At 65.9% G+C, this 15,255-nt stretch carries 12 protein-coding genes; 6 read left to right on the top strand and 6 right to left on the bottom strand.

Annotated elements, in window-relative coordinates:
- Positions 1–38: 38 nt before the first annotated feature.
- From ACSQ12_RS06680 to ACSQ12_RS06665, 4 genes are read right to left on the bottom strand one after another with little or no spacing between them, the layout of a single operon-like run.
- Positions 39–1,325 carry an adenylate/guanylate cyclase domain-containing protein gene (locus tag ACSQ12_RS06680; protein WP_436066951.1) on the bottom strand — a complete coding sequence of 429 codons (1,287 nt, stop codon included), beginning with the start codon at positions 1,323–1,325 and terminating at the stop codon, positions 39–41.
- 37 nt (positions 1,326–1,362) lie between these two features.
- Positions 1,363–1,989: a PH domain-containing protein gene (locus tag ACSQ12_RS06675; RefSeq protein WP_436064816.1), complete on the bottom strand. Its 627-nt coding sequence runs from the start codon at positions 1,987–1,989 to the stop codon at positions 1,363–1,365.
- On the bottom strand, positions 1,982–3,019 hold the full coding sequence (locus ACSQ12_RS06670) for a biotin--[acetyl-CoA-carboxylase] ligase (RefSeq protein ID WP_436064815.1): 1,038 nt from the start codon (positions 3,017–3,019) through the stop codon (positions 1,982–1,984). Before ACSQ12_RS06670 ends, ACSQ12_RS06675 begins: the two co-directional genes overlap by 8 nt.
- Positions 3,020–3,069: 50 nt before the next feature.
- Complete coding sequence (locus ACSQ12_RS06665; protein ID WP_436064814.1) at positions 3,070–3,960, bottom strand: SDR family oxidoreductase; 891 nt, start codon at positions 3,958–3,960, stop codon at positions 3,070–3,072.
- Positions 3,961–4,166: 206 nt separating this feature from the next.
- Here ACSQ12_RS06665 and ACSQ12_RS06660 point away from each other — a divergent pair, with 206 nt between their 5' ends.
- The 4 genes from ACSQ12_RS06660 to ACSQ12_RS06645 all read left to right on the top strand — a co-directional run bounded on the left by ACSQ12_RS06660 (position 4,167) and on the right by ACSQ12_RS06645 (position 9,480).
- A complete protein-coding gene (locus ACSQ12_RS06660) occupies positions 4,167–5,750 on the top strand; it encodes an acyl-CoA carboxylase subunit beta (protein WP_436064813.1) in 1,584 nt (527 codons plus the stop codon).
- An 8-nt stretch (positions 5,751–5,758) separates the two neighbouring features.
- Positions 5,759–6,022 (top strand): acyl-CoA carboxylase subunit epsilon, encoded by a 264-nt coding sequence (locus ACSQ12_RS06655; protein ID WP_374100885.1) that lies wholly within the window; start codon positions 5,759–5,761, stop codon positions 6,020–6,022.
- A gap of 97 nt (positions 6,023–6,119) precedes the next feature.
- On the top strand, positions 6,120–7,805 hold the full coding sequence (locus ACSQ12_RS06650) for a DUF885 domain-containing protein (protein WP_436064812.1): 1,686 nt from the start codon (positions 6,120–6,122) through the stop codon (positions 7,803–7,805).
- Positions 7,806–8,049: 244 nt separating this feature from the next.
- On the top strand, positions 8,050–9,480 hold the full coding sequence (locus tag ACSQ12_RS06645; protein ID WP_436064811.1) for a dicarboxylate/amino acid:cation symporter: 1,431 nt from the start codon (positions 8,050–8,052) through the stop codon (positions 9,478–9,480).
- 84 nt (positions 9,481–9,564) lie between these two features.
- Here ACSQ12_RS06645 and ACSQ12_RS06640 read toward each other — a convergent pair whose 3' ends face one another.
- The gene (locus ACSQ12_RS06640) at positions 9,565–10,110 is read right to left on the bottom strand and encodes a hypothetical protein (RefSeq protein ID WP_436064810.1); all 546 of its coding nucleotides are present in this window, start codon (positions 10,108–10,110) and stop codon (positions 9,565–9,567) included.
- A 182-nt stretch (positions 10,111–10,292) separates the two neighbouring features.
- Between ACSQ12_RS06640 and ACSQ12_RS06635 the strand changes: the two genes are divergently transcribed.
- Both ACSQ12_RS06635 and ACSQ12_RS06630 read left to right on the top strand, forming a co-directional pair.
- Positions 10,293–11,027: a TetR/AcrR family transcriptional regulator gene (locus tag ACSQ12_RS06635; protein ID WP_436064809.1), complete on the top strand. Its 735-nt coding sequence runs from the start codon at positions 10,293–10,295 to the stop codon at positions 11,025–11,027.
- 1 nt (position 11,028) lies between these two features.
- Positions 11,029–13,560 carry an MMPL family transporter gene (locus tag ACSQ12_RS06630; RefSeq protein WP_436064808.1) on the top strand — a complete coding sequence of 844 codons (2,532 nt, stop codon included), beginning with the start codon at positions 11,029–11,031 and terminating at the stop codon, positions 13,558–13,560.
- Positions 13,561–13,669: 109 nt separating this feature from the next.
- Here ACSQ12_RS06630 and ACSQ12_RS06625 read toward each other — a convergent pair whose 3' ends face one another.
- A complete protein-coding gene (locus ACSQ12_RS06625; protein ID WP_436064807.1) occupies positions 13,670–15,133 on the bottom strand; it encodes a DUF222 domain-containing protein in 1,464 nt (487 codons plus the stop codon).
- Between the last annotated feature and the right edge of the window lie 122 nt (positions 15,134–15,255).

The following is a 15,255-nucleotide window of genomic DNA, read 5'->3' as shown; positions in this document are numbered from 1 at the left end:
ATAAGACCATCAAATGTAGAAACCCCGGGTCCGGGCACTCAGTCCAGGACGAGGCCCCGGCCGCTTCCGCGCTGGAGCAGGACCGGGTGGATTTCGCCGAAGCCGCGGACCTCCTCGGCTTTCTGCGGCACCAGCACAAACCGCTCGTCCTGTTCCAGGGCTGCGGCGGTCATCGAGTCCACCAGCACCGTGCCGGGGTCGGCCAGTGCCGTCAACCGGGCGGCGAGATTAACGGTGGGCCCGTAGATGTCGCCCAGGCGCGAAAGGATGCGCCCCCACACCATGGCAACCCTGGCCTGGGGCAGGATCTCGTCCTCGGTAAAGGCCTGCGACAGGGCGAGGGAAATTTCGGCGCCCGCCGCGGGCGTCTCGGCAATATAGAGAACTTCGTCGCCCACTGTTTTCACCAGCCGGCCGCCGCCTACCGAGATGATTTCGGCGCACTTGTTTTCAAAACGCTGAACCAGCTGGGCGAGCGTCTTCTCGTTCATGCGCCTGGAAAGGCTGGTGTAGGAGACCAGGTCCGCAAAGCCGACTGCCCTCGCAAGGGGCAACGGCGCGTCATCCTCATCGCCTTCGCGGCCCTCTTCACTCGCCTGCAGTCCGGCTTCGGCCCGCACGGCGAGTCGCTGGACACCCGCGTTGAGCTGCCGGCGCCAGGAGTAAACGAGCATTTCCTCGAGGGCGTCCACGAGGGACGGAAGCTGGTTGACCAGCCGCTTGCGGGCCACGGCGTCCGACACGCCCTGCCGGTGGACCATGTCCTCCACCAGGGCTTCGATTTGCCACACCACCATCCGGTCAGTCATCTGCCCGATGGCGCGGGTCACCGAGATGGCCGCCTCTTCGGTGAGCTTCCCCGCGCGGACCAGGTCCACCACGGTGGACAGAGCTGCCTGGTCGCGCTCGGTGAAGGCGACGTCCTCGTCTCCGAGGTTGGGGAAGCCCAGGGCGCGCCACAACTTACGGGCGGACAGCAGGGACAGTCCGGCACCGGCTGCCACCTCACGGCGGCGGAGCTTGCGCTCACCGCCAAGGAGCCTGGCTTCGAGTGCCTTGGCTGCGAGCCGTTCGGCGGAGAGTGTCCCGGTGGGGGGTGCCTCTGACGGGGATGTTCCCGCCGGCCGGCCCCCCGGAGCCGGATCGTACGGGGCGGGGTCGTGGGGTATCGGCCGGTGTGTTGCCACCGGCGTGTCGGCGGAGTCCCCGGCAACGGAGGTCTCGAGCACGGGCGCATCCACCGACACTGTGTCCAGCGCAGCCGTTTCCAGCACAGCGGCTTCAAGGGTGGCGGTTTCCACTACTGCGTCCGGTGGTGAGGGCATCTCGGACCGCTCGGCCTCGTCCACGGGTCCGGCATTCTCAACGCTCATCTCTTCCACCTTCTCTCGGATCCCACTGCTCTCCCATGTCCCGCGGCCGGTAGTACTGCGCGTCCCCGGCCAATTGCTGCGCCCGGTCTGCCTCGAAGACCACGCCAGGCGGCAAGTCATCGATGGCATCGAGGACGAAGTTGCGGAACCTCACCGCCTCCGGCACATCCGGGATGACGGCATCGGCACCCTGCCCGGTATCCAACGATATATTCCCGGACCGCAATATGCGTTGCCAGAGTGACTGGCTGACGCCGATGTGATGCACGGAAGCGAGCAGGATCTGCATGTCCCGCCTGCGCAACATGCCATAACGGGCAACTATCCGCCGGCTGGTCAGCACGTACCGCGTTGCGTGCCACCTCAGCACGCGAGGCAGGCAGTACCCCAACAGTATCCACGCAACAGCCCCGGCGCACACTGCGACGAGCCAGATCGTCCATTCCTCGGTGATCAGCGGAACCAGCCTGGCCGGTTCGCCTTTCACGATCCAGGCACTGGCGAAGGCACCCAGGGCGGGGGCAACGATGAACAGCAGCCCCGGAAAGAAAAGCTTCCGGGGCTGCGGCCGGGTCACAGTGATGACCTGTTCACCCGGCAGGAGGTCTTTACGCATATCCGCTTTCGGCGGCGCCGGTGCCCGTTTCGGTTCCTGTTCCGCTGCCTGCGCCCGGCGGGGTCCACGGCCGGAGGTGGACGACGTCACCGGCCGTCACAACGTGCTCGTTCCTGGCTGAATCGACCACCAGGAGGGAGCCGTACTCGTCCAGGCGGGAGGCATGGCCGATGATCTCGTGGTCCCCCGGCAGCTGCGCGCGCACTTGCTTGCCGAGGGTGGTCATGACCGACTCGACCCGCTTGTGCAGCGAGGGTCCGCCGGCCATCCCGGCAGCGGGGTCGCCGTCCGCGTTGCAGAAGTTCCGGTAGAGCGCGGCAAAGCGCGAAAGATAACTCTTGAGGAGCGCCGTCCGGTCGACAGTCCGGGCATTCTCAAGCAGCACGGACGTGGCAGTGGGAACGGGGAGTTCTCCGGCAGTCAGGGTCACATTGAGGCCCGTGCCCAGAATCACCGGCGGAACAGAGCCGTCCCCCATGGGTCCAAGCTGCGCCAGGATGCCGGCGATCTTCCGGCCTCGCACCATGACGTCGTTGGGCCATTTGATTTCGGCCGGGATGCCTGCCGTCTCCAGGAGTGCCTCACGCAGGGCAAGCGCGGCCAGGAGCGAGAACCAGGAGTAGCTGTGCGTGGGCAGCGGGCGTCCTTCGGCATTGACCGGGCGGAGAACGATCGACACGGAAACGGAGCTCAGGGGCGGCGCCTCCCAGTGGCGGTCCAGCCGGCCGCGGGCCGCGGTCTGGTGCTCGGCCGTCAGCACTGAAAGGTCCGGCCACGCGCGGGGATCCACGGTCACCCCCTGCAGGAGGTCCGCGTTGGTGGAGCCTGTCGAGTCCACCACCGTGAGCTGCGCTATGCCGTTGGCGGAGAGGAATTCCGCATTGCCCAGCTCGGCCCTGTTGAGGCCGACGCGGGGCACCGCGTCCGACTGAGCAGCGGAAGGCACGTCAGTGTTCTGCCGCTCCGGGCCGGTCTCGGAAGACTGCGTATTGTTCGGGTCCTGGCCGTCGGCAGGCTGTGGGGCGTCCATAGTTGAATCCTACCGAGTTGGCGCGGCTCCGGCGGCGGCCCGGAGTGTTCTCAGAGGAAAATGTCAGGGACCAGCCGATCCTCCGGCGCGCCCAGGCTGTACGGCGAAAAATCGGCCACCCCCGCCGCGGCGAGCACCTGTTCATCCGTGTAGAAATTGCCGCTCGGCGAGCCGCCACCGCCATGCAGGTTGCCTCCCGTCAGCACCGCATGCGCCGCATCCGCCATGATCTCCGGTCCGCGGGCGGCCTTCACCATGTTCTCGCCGCCGGGCATATTGCGGATGGCTGCGGTATCGATCAGGGTGCAGGGCCAGAGCGAGTTGACGTTGATCCCGGCTTCCTTCAGTTCCTCGGCCAGGCCGAGGGTGGTGAGGCTCATTCCGTATTTGGCCATGGTGTAGGCAAGGTGCATGCCGGCCCATTTGGGATCCAGGTTCAGCGGCGGTGACAGGGTGAGGATGTGGGCGGACGCCGACCGGCGCAGGGCAGGAAGCGCGAGCTTGGAGAGCAGGAACGTGCCGCGGACGTTGATGTCCTGCATCAGGTCGTAGCGCTTCATGTCCACGGCGTCGGTCTTGGACAGATCGATCGCGGAGGCATTGTTGATCACGATGTCGATCCCGCCAAACCGTTCGACGGCGGCGGCAACCGCCCCTGCGACGTCGTCGTCATTGCGCACGTCGCCCACGATCGGGAGCGCCTGGCCGCCTGCCGCGACCAACTGTTCCGCAGCACTGAAGACCGTACCTTCCAGTTTCGCGTGCGGCTGGCCGGTCTTAGCCATCAGCGCTATGTTGGCGCCGTCGCGTGCGGCGCGGAGGGCAATAGCCAGGCCGATGCCGCGGCTGCCGCCCGACATCAAAATGGTGCGGCCCTGAAGGGAACCGGCGGCCTGGTACGGCCCTGCGGCGGTGCCCGAAGCATCGTTGCTTGAAGTCATAAGGACACTCTAGCCGAAGTATGTTACCGGCGAGTAACATACTGGTCGCTGCCTCCCAAGGGCAGAAAATTGTAGGTTTTCTACAGCGGTCCGGGCCAATAGCGTCACTAGACTAGCCAACAGGGTCCTGTTTTTGTGCGGAAGCTACTTAAGCGCCGTTGCGACACAGTGCCAGCGACCATCAGCTACAGAGCCGGAGACACTTGATGAGCCACGATCTGACCACGACAGCGGGAAAGATTGCCGACTTCCGCGACCGCCAGGCGCGTGCCGAGCAGCCATCCGGGCCCGAGGCCATCGAAAAGCAGCACGCCCGCGGCAAGAACACTGCGCGCGAACGCATCGACCTCCTCCTGGACGCGGATTCCTTCGTGGAATTCGACGCCCTGGCCGTCCACCGCTCCACGGCCTTCGGCATGGAGAAGAAGAAGCCCCTCGGCGACGGCCTGGTGTCCGGATACGGCACGGTGGACGGCCGCCCCGTGGCCGTGTACAGCCAGGACTTCTCGGTCTATGGAGGCTCCCTCAGCCAAGTTAATGGCGAGAAGATCGTCAAGGTGCAGGAATTCGCGCTCCGCAACGGTTGCCCGGTGGTAGGCATCCTCGACGGCGGCGGCGCACGCATCCAGGAAGGCGTCGCCTCCTTGGCCATGTTCGCGGACATCTTCCGCAACAACGTCCATGCGTCCGGCGTGGTCCCGCAGATCTCGCTCATCATGGGCCCCTCCGCCGGCGGAGCAGCCTACTCCCCGGCCCTGACCGACTACGTGGTCATGGTGGACAAGACCTCGCACATGTTCATCACCGGACCGGACGTAATCAAGACCGTCACCGGCGAGGACGTGGATATGGAAACCCTGGGCGGCGCGCGGCAACACAACGCCAACACGGGAACGTCCACCTACCTCGCCTCGGACGAAGCGGACGCCATCGAGTTCGTCCGCGAACTCCTGGACTTCCTGCCTTCCAACAACCTTGCCGAGGCCCCGGTCCTGGAACACCAGCAGGACCTGGAGGTCGACGACGACGACCTGGCCCTGGACACGCTCATTCCGGATTCCGCCAACCAGCCCTATGACATGCGCAAGGTCGTTGAGCAGATCGTGGACGACGGCCATTTCCTTGAGATGCAGGCCCTGTACGCTCCGAACGTGATGATCGGCTACGGCCGGATCGAAGGGCACACCGTAGGCCTCGTGGCCAACCAGCCCATGCAGTTTGCCGGCACCCTGGACATCTCGGCATCGGAAAAGGCCGCGCGCTTCGTCCGCCACTGCGACGCCTTTAATATCCCCATCATCACGCTGGTGGACGTGCCGGGCTTCCTGCCGGGCAAGGACCAGGAATTCCAGGGAATCATCCGCCGCGGTGCCAAGCTCCTGTATGCCTACGCTGAGGCCACCGTCCCCAAGCTCACGGTCATCACCCGCAAGGCATACGGCGGGGCCTACATCGTGATGGGATCCAAAAAGCTTGGCGCCGACCTTAACCTGGCCTGGCCCACGGCCCAGATCGGCGTCATGGGCGCGCAGGGCGCCGTCAACATCCTGTACCGCCGTGAGCTTGCCGCTGTTGCGGAAGCCGGCGGCGACGTCGAGGCCAAGCGCGCAGAGGTCATCCGGCAGTACGAGGAAGAGCTCCTTAACCCCTACCAGGCGGCCCAGCTTGGCTATGTGGATGCCGTTATTGCACCCTCGGAGACCCGGGTGCAGATCATCAAGGGCCTGCGTGCCCTGCGGGACAAGCGCGCCAGCCTTCCCGCCAAGAAGCACGGAAACATTCCGCTGTGAGCCCGGACGTGGAGCCGGCCGCGAAGGCGGCGGTTGAGCCCGGGCAGACCCCTGGCGGAAACGGCGCCGAGGCCGCAGAGCCGCTGTTCTCCGTGGTGAAGGGCGAACCGACAGACGTCGAGCTCGCGGCGCTGACCGCCGTCGTACTCTCCCTCGGCAGCGCCGAGCCGGAAGGCAAGGCGAAGCCCAGTGTCCGCCACTGGGTGCGGCGGCAGCAGCTGCGCCTGGCCCCCGCCCCCGGGCCGGGAGCCTGGAAGCGCAGCCGCGGCTGAGGCGGAGCCGGGGTGGCCGCCGCAGCGGCGGTCCGCTGACACACCGAAAAGTTCAGTGAGTCTTTCATAACCGGGTTTGCCCCGTTAGTCTCGTGGGGTGACTACCGAATCCGCAGCCTCCGCGCGCCCCCATACAGCCATCGACGCCGTCGCCGACGGCTACACGGACACCCTGATACGGCTCAATCCGAGCTTCGCCACAGTGCTGGGCATACCGGGCCACGAGACCGAGTTCCAGGACTTCTCGCCGGCCGGCATCGAAGGATTCATGGCTGCGGCCATGGAGGCTCTCAGCGCACTCGACGGCCTGGAGCCGGTGGACGAGGTGGACGCCGTAACGCTCGACGCCATGCGCGAACGGCTGGGACTGCAGTTGGAAATCCACGCATCGGGCTGGGACGCCGCCGAACTGAACAACATCGAATCGCCGGCGCAGAACATCCGCTCCATTTTCGACCTGATGCCCACCGACACCGCCGAACACTGGGAGCACATCGCCGGCCGTGCCCACAGCGTCCCCGGAGCGATCGACGGTTATATCGAGTCGCTGCGTTCCGCAAAGGAGCAGGGCAAGGTCTCCGCTGCCCGGCAGGTGGCCATCGTCATCGAGCAGGCCACCAAATACGCCGCCGGGGACGGCTTCTTCGCGAAGATGGCCGCCGGCGCAAAGACCAAGAACGGCCCGCTTTCCGCGGAACTGCAGGCAAAACTCGACGACGGCGCTGCCGCGGCCAGCGCAGCCTACGTGAAACTGGCCGACTTCCTGTCCGCCGAGCTCCTTCCCGTGGCACCTGCCAAGGACGCGGTGGGCCGGGACCGCTATGCACTGGCATCCCGGGCATTCCTCGGCGCGACGGTGGACCTCGACGAGACGTACGCCTGGGGCGTCCAGGAACTCGAGCGGCTCATCGCCGAACAGGAACGCGTGGCCAACGAGATCCGGCCCGGCGCGTCCGTGGCGGAAGCCAAGGACATCCTGAACAGCGATCCTGCCCGGCAACTCAAAGGCACCGACGCCCTTAAGGCCTGGATGCAGGACCTCTCGGACAAGGCCGTGGCGGATCTCGCCGGTGTCCACTTCGAGATCCCGGACATCATGAAGACGCTCGAATGTCTGATCGCCCCCACGGACGAAGGCGGCATCTACTACACCGGCCCTTCCGACGACTTCAGCAGGCCGGGCCGGATGTGGTGGTCCGTACCGGCGGGCGAGGACACGTTCACCACGTGGGCAGAGACCACTACGGTGTTCCACGAAGGCGTACCCGGACACCACCTCCAGATCGCTACGGCTGTCTACCGCCGGGAGTTGCTCAACAAGTGGCGCCGCAACGTCTGCTGGACGTCCGGCCACGGTGAAGGCTGGGCACTGTACGCCGAGAAACTGATGCAGGAACTGGGTTACCTGAAGGACCCGGGCGACCACATGGGCATGCTGGACATGCAGCGCATGCGTGCGGCGCGCGTGGTGTTCGATATCGGCGTGCACCTGGAGCTGGAGGTTCCGGAACGCTGGGGCAGCGGAACCTGGACGCCGGACAAGGGGTACGGCTTCCTGAAAGAGAACCTGGCGATCAGTGAGGGACAGCTCAATTTCGAGTTCGCCCGCTACCTGGGGTGGCCGGGTCAGGCGCCGTCCTACAAGGTGGGCCAGCGCCTCTGGGAACAGATCCGCGCCGAGCTGGAAGCCCGCCCCGGTTTCGACCTGAAGGCCTTCCACACCAAGGCCCTGAACATCGGCTCCGTGGGGCTCGACACCCTCAAGCGGGCGCTGCTGGGGTAAGTGCCTTCCGCCTGTCGAGTTTTTGTCCAGATGACGCGAGCAAACCGCCTTGGAAGTCGCGTTATCTGGACAAAAAGTCATTGTGAAGGCGAGACGTTTGCCACATCGACCCCGGGAATAACTTCACAAAAGTGCCTACCTACGCCATTTTCTAGGGATTTTCCGGCTACCCCTGGAATCTATTCCCGTAACATTTCTCAACATCCGTTCGTCGTGATAAGCGAACCCGTCCTAGCGTGTTCGGGTGAGCACTCAAACCAGCACCCCCTCCCCCGCAGGAAACACCGGCTTCCGGCTGCCCAAATGGGCCGGTTCGTTCGGCTTCCAGATCATCGCCGCTCTGATCGTGGGCCTGGGCCTCGGCCTCCTGGCCAAGTACACGGGCAGCACCAAGGCGAGCCCCAATGCCCTCGGCGCCACCCTGCAGACCATCGGCTCGAGCTACGTCTCGCTGCTGCAGACCGCCGTCGTCCCACTCATCTTCACCGCGGTTGTCAGCTCGATCTCGAACCTGCGCCAGGTGTCCAACGCCGCAAAGCTGGCGTGGAACACGCTCCTGTGGTTCGCCATCACGTCCCTGATCGCAGTGCTGATCGGCATCGGCCTGGGTGTGCTCCTGCAGCCCGGCGCCAGCACCGGCATCACCCAGGAGGCTAAGTACTCCGGCAAATCCGGCGACTGGTGGGCGTTCCTGGTGGGGCTTTTCCCCAAGAACTTCCTGGGCCTGGGTGCCAGCTCCACCGTTGCTGAATCAGGCGCCGTGACCACCGCGGTCAGCTTCAACGTCCTCCAGATCCTGGTGATCGCGATCGCCGTCGGCGTGGCCGCCCTGAAGGTGGGCAAGGCAGCGGAGCCGTTCCTGACCCTTAACGCTTCCGCCCTCGCCGTCATCCAGAAGGTGCTGTGGTGGATCATCCGGATCGCCCCGCTGGGCACCGTAGGGCTCATTGGCAACGCCGTGGCCGTCTACGGATGGGACACCATCGGGTCGCTGGGCAAGTTCACCTTTGCTATCTACGTCGGACTGGCCCTGGTGCTGTTCGTGGTCTACCCGGTCCTGGTCCGCACCCACGGGTTGTCTGTCAAGCAGTATTTCTCCGGTGTCTGGCCCGCTGTGCAGCTGGCCTTCGTTTCCCGCTCTTCCGTGGGCACGCTGCCGCTGACCCAGCGCGTCACCGAGCGCAGCCTGGGCGTCCCCCGGGCCTACGCCTCTTTCGCCGTGCCGCTGGGCGCCACCACCAAGATGGACGGTTGCGCCGCGATCTACCCGGCCATCTCGGCGATCTTCGTGGCCCAGTTCTTTGGCATCCAGCTGGACTTCAGCCAGTACCTGCTGATCGCACTCGTCTCTGTGCTGGGCTCGGCAGCGACTGCCGGCACCACCGGCGCCGTCGTCATGCTGACCCTGACGCTCTCCACGCTGGGACTGCCGCTGGCCGGCGTCGGCCTCCTGCTGGCGATCGATCCGATCCTGGACATGGGCCGCACGGCGGTCAATGTCGCCGGGCAGGCGCTCGTCCCCACGATCGTTGCCAAGCGCCAGGGCATCCTGGACGAGTCGCTCTACAACGCACCGCGTAACGGCGACCCGTTCGCAGACGACTCCACCGAGGTGGTTGCCGATCCGACGGCGGCTGCAGTGGACGGCCGCGAATTGGCCGACGCGAAAGCCTGACACCAGGCTTGGCTTAAAACGCCGCAGCCCCCGGGATCTTCCCGGGGGCTGCGGCGTTTGGGTATGTTCGGCCGCCGGTACGCCTTAGTGGCCCCCGCCTCCGATCACGCCGTTCTTTACGGCCTTGGCGACAGCGTCCGCTTCCGCCTGGGTGAGCTTGCCGTCCGCGACTGCCTTGTCCAGCCGCGTTTTGAGGGCAGCAGCGCGCTCAGACTGCGCCTCCGTGCGCAGCTCCTCAAGTGCGGCGGTGACCTTGGATTCCTCAATGCCGAGTGACTCCGCGAGGGACTTGGCCAGGGCCGATTCCATGGCCTCCCTGTCCGGTTTAGTGCCCTCGGCGGGACGAGTGGCCGGCTTGTTCGCCTCACGGAACGTCCTGAGCGCCTCGGTGACCTTTGCCTCGTCGACGCCGAGCTTGGCAGCTAGCTCCGATGCCTGCGCGCCCCCTCCGTGTCCGTGCCGGCCGCCCTTGTGCCCGCGGTCGTGGCCGTCCGCATTCGTAGTGGCCGACGCACTGGGCGACGGCGTGGGCGTGGTTGCCGCCGACGCAATCCCGCTGACGCCGATCCCGGCCCCGACAACCAGGGCAGCGGCGCCCAGGCCGAGGCCCAACTTCTTCCTGCTTGACATGGCACGTCTCCTCGATCTGCCGCAGCAACATTGCTGCTTCCGTTGGTAGCTACAGTTCGCCTACCTTCCCCAAGAGTGCGGCACCCGGTTAAGTAAATGCTGTCATCCAGCTGTCAGGAAGCTGTGAATCGGACTCCACAAAGAACTTGCACAGAGTGTAAAAATGCACGTAGTGTAATGCCGTGCCACCTACCCAGACCGCGCCCGGCCAGGCTTCCGGCGCCAACGCCGCGCCCGCAACACCGTCGCGCCGTGAACTCAACAAGGCCGCAACACGCCAGGCCATTACCGATGCCGCCCTCCAGCTCTTGCGGAGCAAGGGCCCGGGTAACTTCACGGTCGAGGACATCGCCGATGCCGCCGCCATTTCCCGACGCACTTTCTTCAACTACTTCAGCAGCACGGAAGCGGCCCTGGCAGCGGTGACCCACGGTTTCCTGGACCACGCCCTTGCGCAGTTCCGGCTGCGGCCAGCCGACGAGCCCATCCTGGAGTCGGCACGGGCGGCCCTGATTCAGCTTGCCGACCCCATGACCGTGGCCCCCATGGCCGAGCTGTACACCCTGGCGCAGTCCAATCCGCAGCTCAACCGCAGCGAACTGGAAGCATGGGACCACTGCACCGCGGAAATCATCGACGCTGCCCGTGAACGGTTCGCCCAAACTCCCGGCGCCGAATTCGACGAACTCTATCTGCGCGCGCTGGCCGGTTCCCTCATCTCCTGCGGTAAGGCTGCAATGGACGTCTGGTTCGCCCGATGCGGCGGGTCCCTGACCCCGGAGTCCCTTTCCATCCTCAGGCAGCTCCTGATCGATTCCATGAGCCTGCTGGGCTCCGGATTCGCCCGCCCCGCAAGGCCCCGGGCCAGCACCATGGCCAACAACTCCACCGCCACCCCTTTCGCAGATCGGCTCTGACATGGCACTTTTGCTTTACCGCCTCGGCAAGTTCTCCTACCGGCACCGCTGGCTTGTCATCTCCGTGTGGCTCGCCGTCATGCTGGCCGTCGGTGGCGCGGCTGCAGCCTTCCACGGCACCCTGTCCAACAACTTCCAGATCCCGGGCACCGAGACGCAGCGGATGGCGGACAAGCTCAAGAACGAGCTCCCCTCGTCCTCCGGCGGCTCGGCGAGCGTTGTGTTCGAAGCCAACGACGCACAATTCAGCCAGGCAGGTAAAGACGCCGTCACGGCTGCGCTCACCAAGCTCAAGACCCTCCCCGACGTCCAGGGCACCGTCGACCCGTTCGCCACCCAGGCGCAGCTGGACAAGGCCGCCGCGGACCTCACTGCAGGCAAGGAACAGTCTGCTGCCGGCAAGGCCCGGCTGGAGCAGTCCGCGGCCGAGCTCGCCGCTGGAAAGGCCCAGCTGGAAGCTGCCGAACAGCAGATGGTGGCCGCGGGCATGCCGCCCGCCGCGATCGAGGCGCAGCTTGGCCAACAGAAGGCAGCGCTCGCCGAAGGCCAGGCAAAGCTCGACGCCGGCACGAAGGAACTGGAAGCCGGCGAGGCGACGCTGGCCCTTGGTACGCGCCAGCTCGAGGCCTCGAACGGCCTCCGCTTCGTCTCCGAGGACGGCAAGGCCGCCATCGCGCAGGTCCAGTTCAAGACGTCGATCAACGGCCTCAACCCCGAGGTCCGCCAGGAAGTCCAGGACATCGTCAAGGAGGTGTCCGCCGCCAACGTCACCGCGCTGCCCAGCAAGGAAATCAGCGAAGACATCTCCGAACTCTTTGGCACAGCCGAGATCATCGGCATCGCCGTGGCAGCCCTGGTCCTGATCATCATGCTCGGAACCCTGATCGCTGCCGGGCTTCCGCTGCTTATGGCCGTCGTCGGCGTCGCCGTCGGCGTGGGTGCCACGTTCGCCCTGAGCGGCGCCTTCGACATGAGCTCCATTTCCCCGATGCTTGCGCTGATGCTCGGCCTCGCCGTCGGAATCGATTACTCCCTGTTTATCGTCAACCGGCACCGCTCCCAGCTGCTCTCCGGAATGGACCCGGAGGAATCCGTGGCGCTGGCCACGGGCACGTCCGGCAATGCCGTGCTCTTCGCCGGCCTGACCGTCATCATCGCCCTCGCGGCCCTCGTGGTCCCGGGCCTTCCGTTCCTGGCCGTGATGGGTCTCTCGGCCGCCGCAACAGTGGGCGTCGCCGTCGTCGTAGCCCTGACCCTGACGCCGGCTGTGCTCTCCCTCGTGGGCCGGAAACTGATCTCCAAGCGGGCCTGGGCCAAAGCGGCCAGGCACAATGCCGCTCCCGGCCACGAAACCGAGGACCGCGCCAGGGAGGAACACCGCAGCAACCACGGCTGGGGCGGCATCGTCACCAACCACCCGTGGCTGGCCCTGCTGGCCGGAGTGGTCCTGCTCGGTGTGGTGGCCCTGCCCGCCGCCCAGCTGCGGCTTGCTTTGCCGGACGCAAGTTCCGAACCGGTCGCCTCACAGGCATTCAAGGCCTACGACGTCACCAAGCGGAGCTTCGGCGAGGGCATGACCGGCCCGATCATCGTAGTGGGCGACCTCCCCGAGGGACTCAGCGAAGCCGACGCGCAGGCCAAGCAGTTCGACGTCGCGGACATCCTGCGCGAGACCGGGAACGTCACGGCCGCCGTGCCCCTGGCCCTGAGCGAGGACCGCCGCACCGCAGTGTTCCAGGTCATCCCGAATGAAGGCCCGGCCAGTGCGAGCACCGTCCAGGTGGTCTCCGAACTGCGCGCCGAAAAGGACCAGATCAAGGACTCCACCGGCGTCAGCATCGGCCTCACCGGACAGACCGCCGGCAACGTCGACGTGTCCACCAAACTCGGCGACGCGCTGCCGCCGTACCTGGCGATCGTGGTGGGTCTCTCGTTGATCCTGCTGCTGCTCGTGTTCCGTTCCATCTGGGTGCCGCTGCTGGCCACCGGCGGCTTCCTGCTCTCGCTTGCCGCTGCGTTCGGGGCGGTCGTTGCCGTTTACCAGTGGGGCTGGCTTGGGATGGTGTTCGGCGTCGAAAATCCGGGCGCTGTGCTCAGCTTCCTGCCCATCATCCTGATCGGTGTCCTGTTCGGACTCGCCATGGACTACCAGGTGTTCATTACCTCGGGCATGCGTGAATCGTTCATGCACGGGGAGTCGGCAAAGCACGCCGTCCGGAGCGGCTTCAGCCATGCCTCTGCCGTGGTCACCGCGGCCGCCATCATCATGGTCAGCGTGTTCGCGGGCTTCATCTTCTCGCACCTGAACATGGTCCGTCCGCTCGGCTTCGCCATGGCCTTCGGCGTGCTGATTGATGCCTTTGTGGTCCGTATGACGATCGTCCCGGCCGTGATGTACCTGCTCGGCGAAAAGGCATGGTGGCTGCCGCGCTGGCTGGACCGCATCCTGCCGGACGTCGACGTCGAGGGCACGAAACTCCGGAAGGATGAGACCGCCGTCGTAACAGAAGCGGAAGAGGTCGGCGCACGCTGACAGAGCGCTTCGTCGTCCTTAGGGGCCGCCCGCCGATCACTTGATCGGCGGGCGGTCCCTTTTTCTGCAGTTAATTTCTGCTGTTAGTCTTCCGCTGTCTGTGACCCGGCTACGCCGCGAATGGAGCATAGCGGAGGGCACGCCTGCGAATCTTGGCGTGGTGGCGGAGTTCTTTCCGCTGACGTACTGCTTCCGGGCAGCCGGAGTCCAAGGCCGGGCTCCCGCGTTGAGTTCCCGGCAAAGGCGGTGCAGTGGATCGGCAGCTGTGGCCGGTGGGCGTTGTCAGCCGGATGGCATGCCTGGTCCCGCCGGGGACATGTGGTCCGGTCAACGGGTGAGCCGTCCAGCCCGGCGCTTCCTTGGTGTGGTTGCAGGCTTCGCAGAGCCCGGCACCGTTGTCCTGTGTTGTAGCTCCGCCGCCGTGCCAGGGGACGATGTGGTCCAGATGGCGGATGGGTGCGTCGCAGTAGGGCGTGCGGCAGGTGTCGTCGCGTGCCTCGATGAAGCGGCGGAGTCCCGCGGGGAAAAGCCGGGCGCGGGAATCCATCGCCACCAGCTCGCCCGTGGCAGGGGCCGTGTACAGACGACGGATCCAAGTGTTGAAGGCTTGATCCCGGATAGAAGGCGCAGCTCCGCCACGGTCAATGATGCTTCTGGCCCAGCCGCCTGGGACCACACCGTAGCCGGGAAGGCGTGCCGGTTCGCTGTCACCTTGAAAGAGGGTCCGATCAGTCATGACGAGCTGGATTTCGATGCCTGTAAAGCCGCCCGGCGTCCCGGTCACGCGTTCGACCAGGTCATCGGCCATGATTTGTCCGCGGGAGCGAGGATCTCCGCCGCTGCGGACAGACTCCGCGTTACGGACAAGAGCAGCATGAACGGCGACACCGGCCGAGACGGGCAACAGGGCGGTCAGATAGCACATGGTGTCCGGAGCCGGGCGGAGGCTGACGTGACGCTCGGCTGCGGCGTGGCTGGCCCGCTGGGTGACAGAACGGGGGTCACGGCGGTAAGCCGCGGCTCGGACGGCAGCGATGATTCCCCGGTCACCTACCCCGTCAAAGGCGGCAGTGTCGGGCGCGAGTTCCTCGTCCACGGCGCAGCGGTCCTCCGCCGACAGGCACGCCGTCTCCTTGACCAGTAACGTTGCGCGCCACTCATTCAGTTGCCCGGTCTCCAGCGCGGCGAGGGTTCGGGGCATCTCGGTCACCATAGCCTCGGCCAGGCCCAGCAACCTGTCTCCCTTGGACGGGGATTCGCGACGGGCGAGCGCGATCTGCGCTCCGATGCCTGCCCCGCATTGGTCTGCGGGTACTCCGGCGTCAGACTGTTGGCGGCGCTGCTGCCGGTCAAATGCGACAGTCAGCCGGGCCTGACGGGCAGACAACGCAGATTTCCTGTCCTCCAACGCCCGAATCTCCTCAATCAAGCGAGCGCCGTCCTCCTCAGGCATGCCACCATTCAGGTCAATGACCGCATCTTCCGCAACCGGCCGTTGACCGCAACTGCAAGCACAGCGGAAATCACCCTGGCGTGCTGCCAGCGCCGCTTCCGGTCCGGGATATCCTTCCATGGCTCAAGTGTCCCTTTGGGCTACGACATTAATGAGGGCAAACAGGAGCCGGTCGCCCGCTTCGTGTGCCATTGGGGACGTGCCCACTCCGGTCGTAGCTATCGGCGCACGACTTAGGACAG

This window comes from Arthrobacter sp. LjRoot14, from assembly GCF_964253905.1.
Taxonomy (GTDB): Bacteria; Actinomycetota; Actinomycetes; order Actinomycetales; family Micrococcaceae; genus Arthrobacter.
Note: the sequence above shows the minus strand (reverse complement) of the source record. Positions and strands in the feature narration are given on the sequence as shown.

What these genes read in the sequence shown, in the direction of transcription:
- ACSQ12_RS06675 (WP_436064816.1), bottom strand. Translation starts at nt 1,989, where the DNA reads ATGCGTAAAGACCTCCTGCCGGGTGAACAGGTCATCACTGTGACCCGG.
- ACSQ12_RS06625 (WP_436064807.1), bottom strand. Translation starts at nt 15,133, where the DNA reads ATGGAAGGATATCCCGGACCGGAAGCGGCGCTGGCAGCACGCCAGGGT.
- ACSQ12_RS06660 (WP_436064813.1), top strand. Translation starts at nt 4,167, where the DNA reads ATGAGCCACGATCTGACCACGACAGCGGGAAAGATTGCCGACTTCCGC.
- ACSQ12_RS06680 (WP_436066951.1), bottom strand. Translation starts at nt 1,325, where the DNA reads ATGCCCTCACCACCGGACGCAGTAGTGGAAACCGCCACCCTTGAAGCC.
- ACSQ12_RS06665 (WP_436064814.1), bottom strand. Translation starts at nt 3,960, where the DNA reads ATGACTTCAAGCAACGATGCTTCGGGCACCGCCGCAGGGCCGTACCAG.
- ACSQ12_RS06670 (WP_436064815.1), bottom strand. Translation starts at nt 3,019, where the DNA reads ATGGACGCCCCACAGCCTGCCGACGGCCAGGACCCGAACAATACGCAG.
- ACSQ12_RS06630 (WP_436064808.1), top strand. Translation starts at nt 11,029, where the DNA reads ATGGCACTTTTGCTTTACCGCCTCGGCAAGTTCTCCTACCGGCACCGC.
- ACSQ12_RS06640 (WP_436064810.1), bottom strand. Translation starts at nt 10,110, where the DNA reads ATGTCAAGCAGGAAGAAGTTGGGCCTCGGCCTGGGCGCCGCTGCCCTG.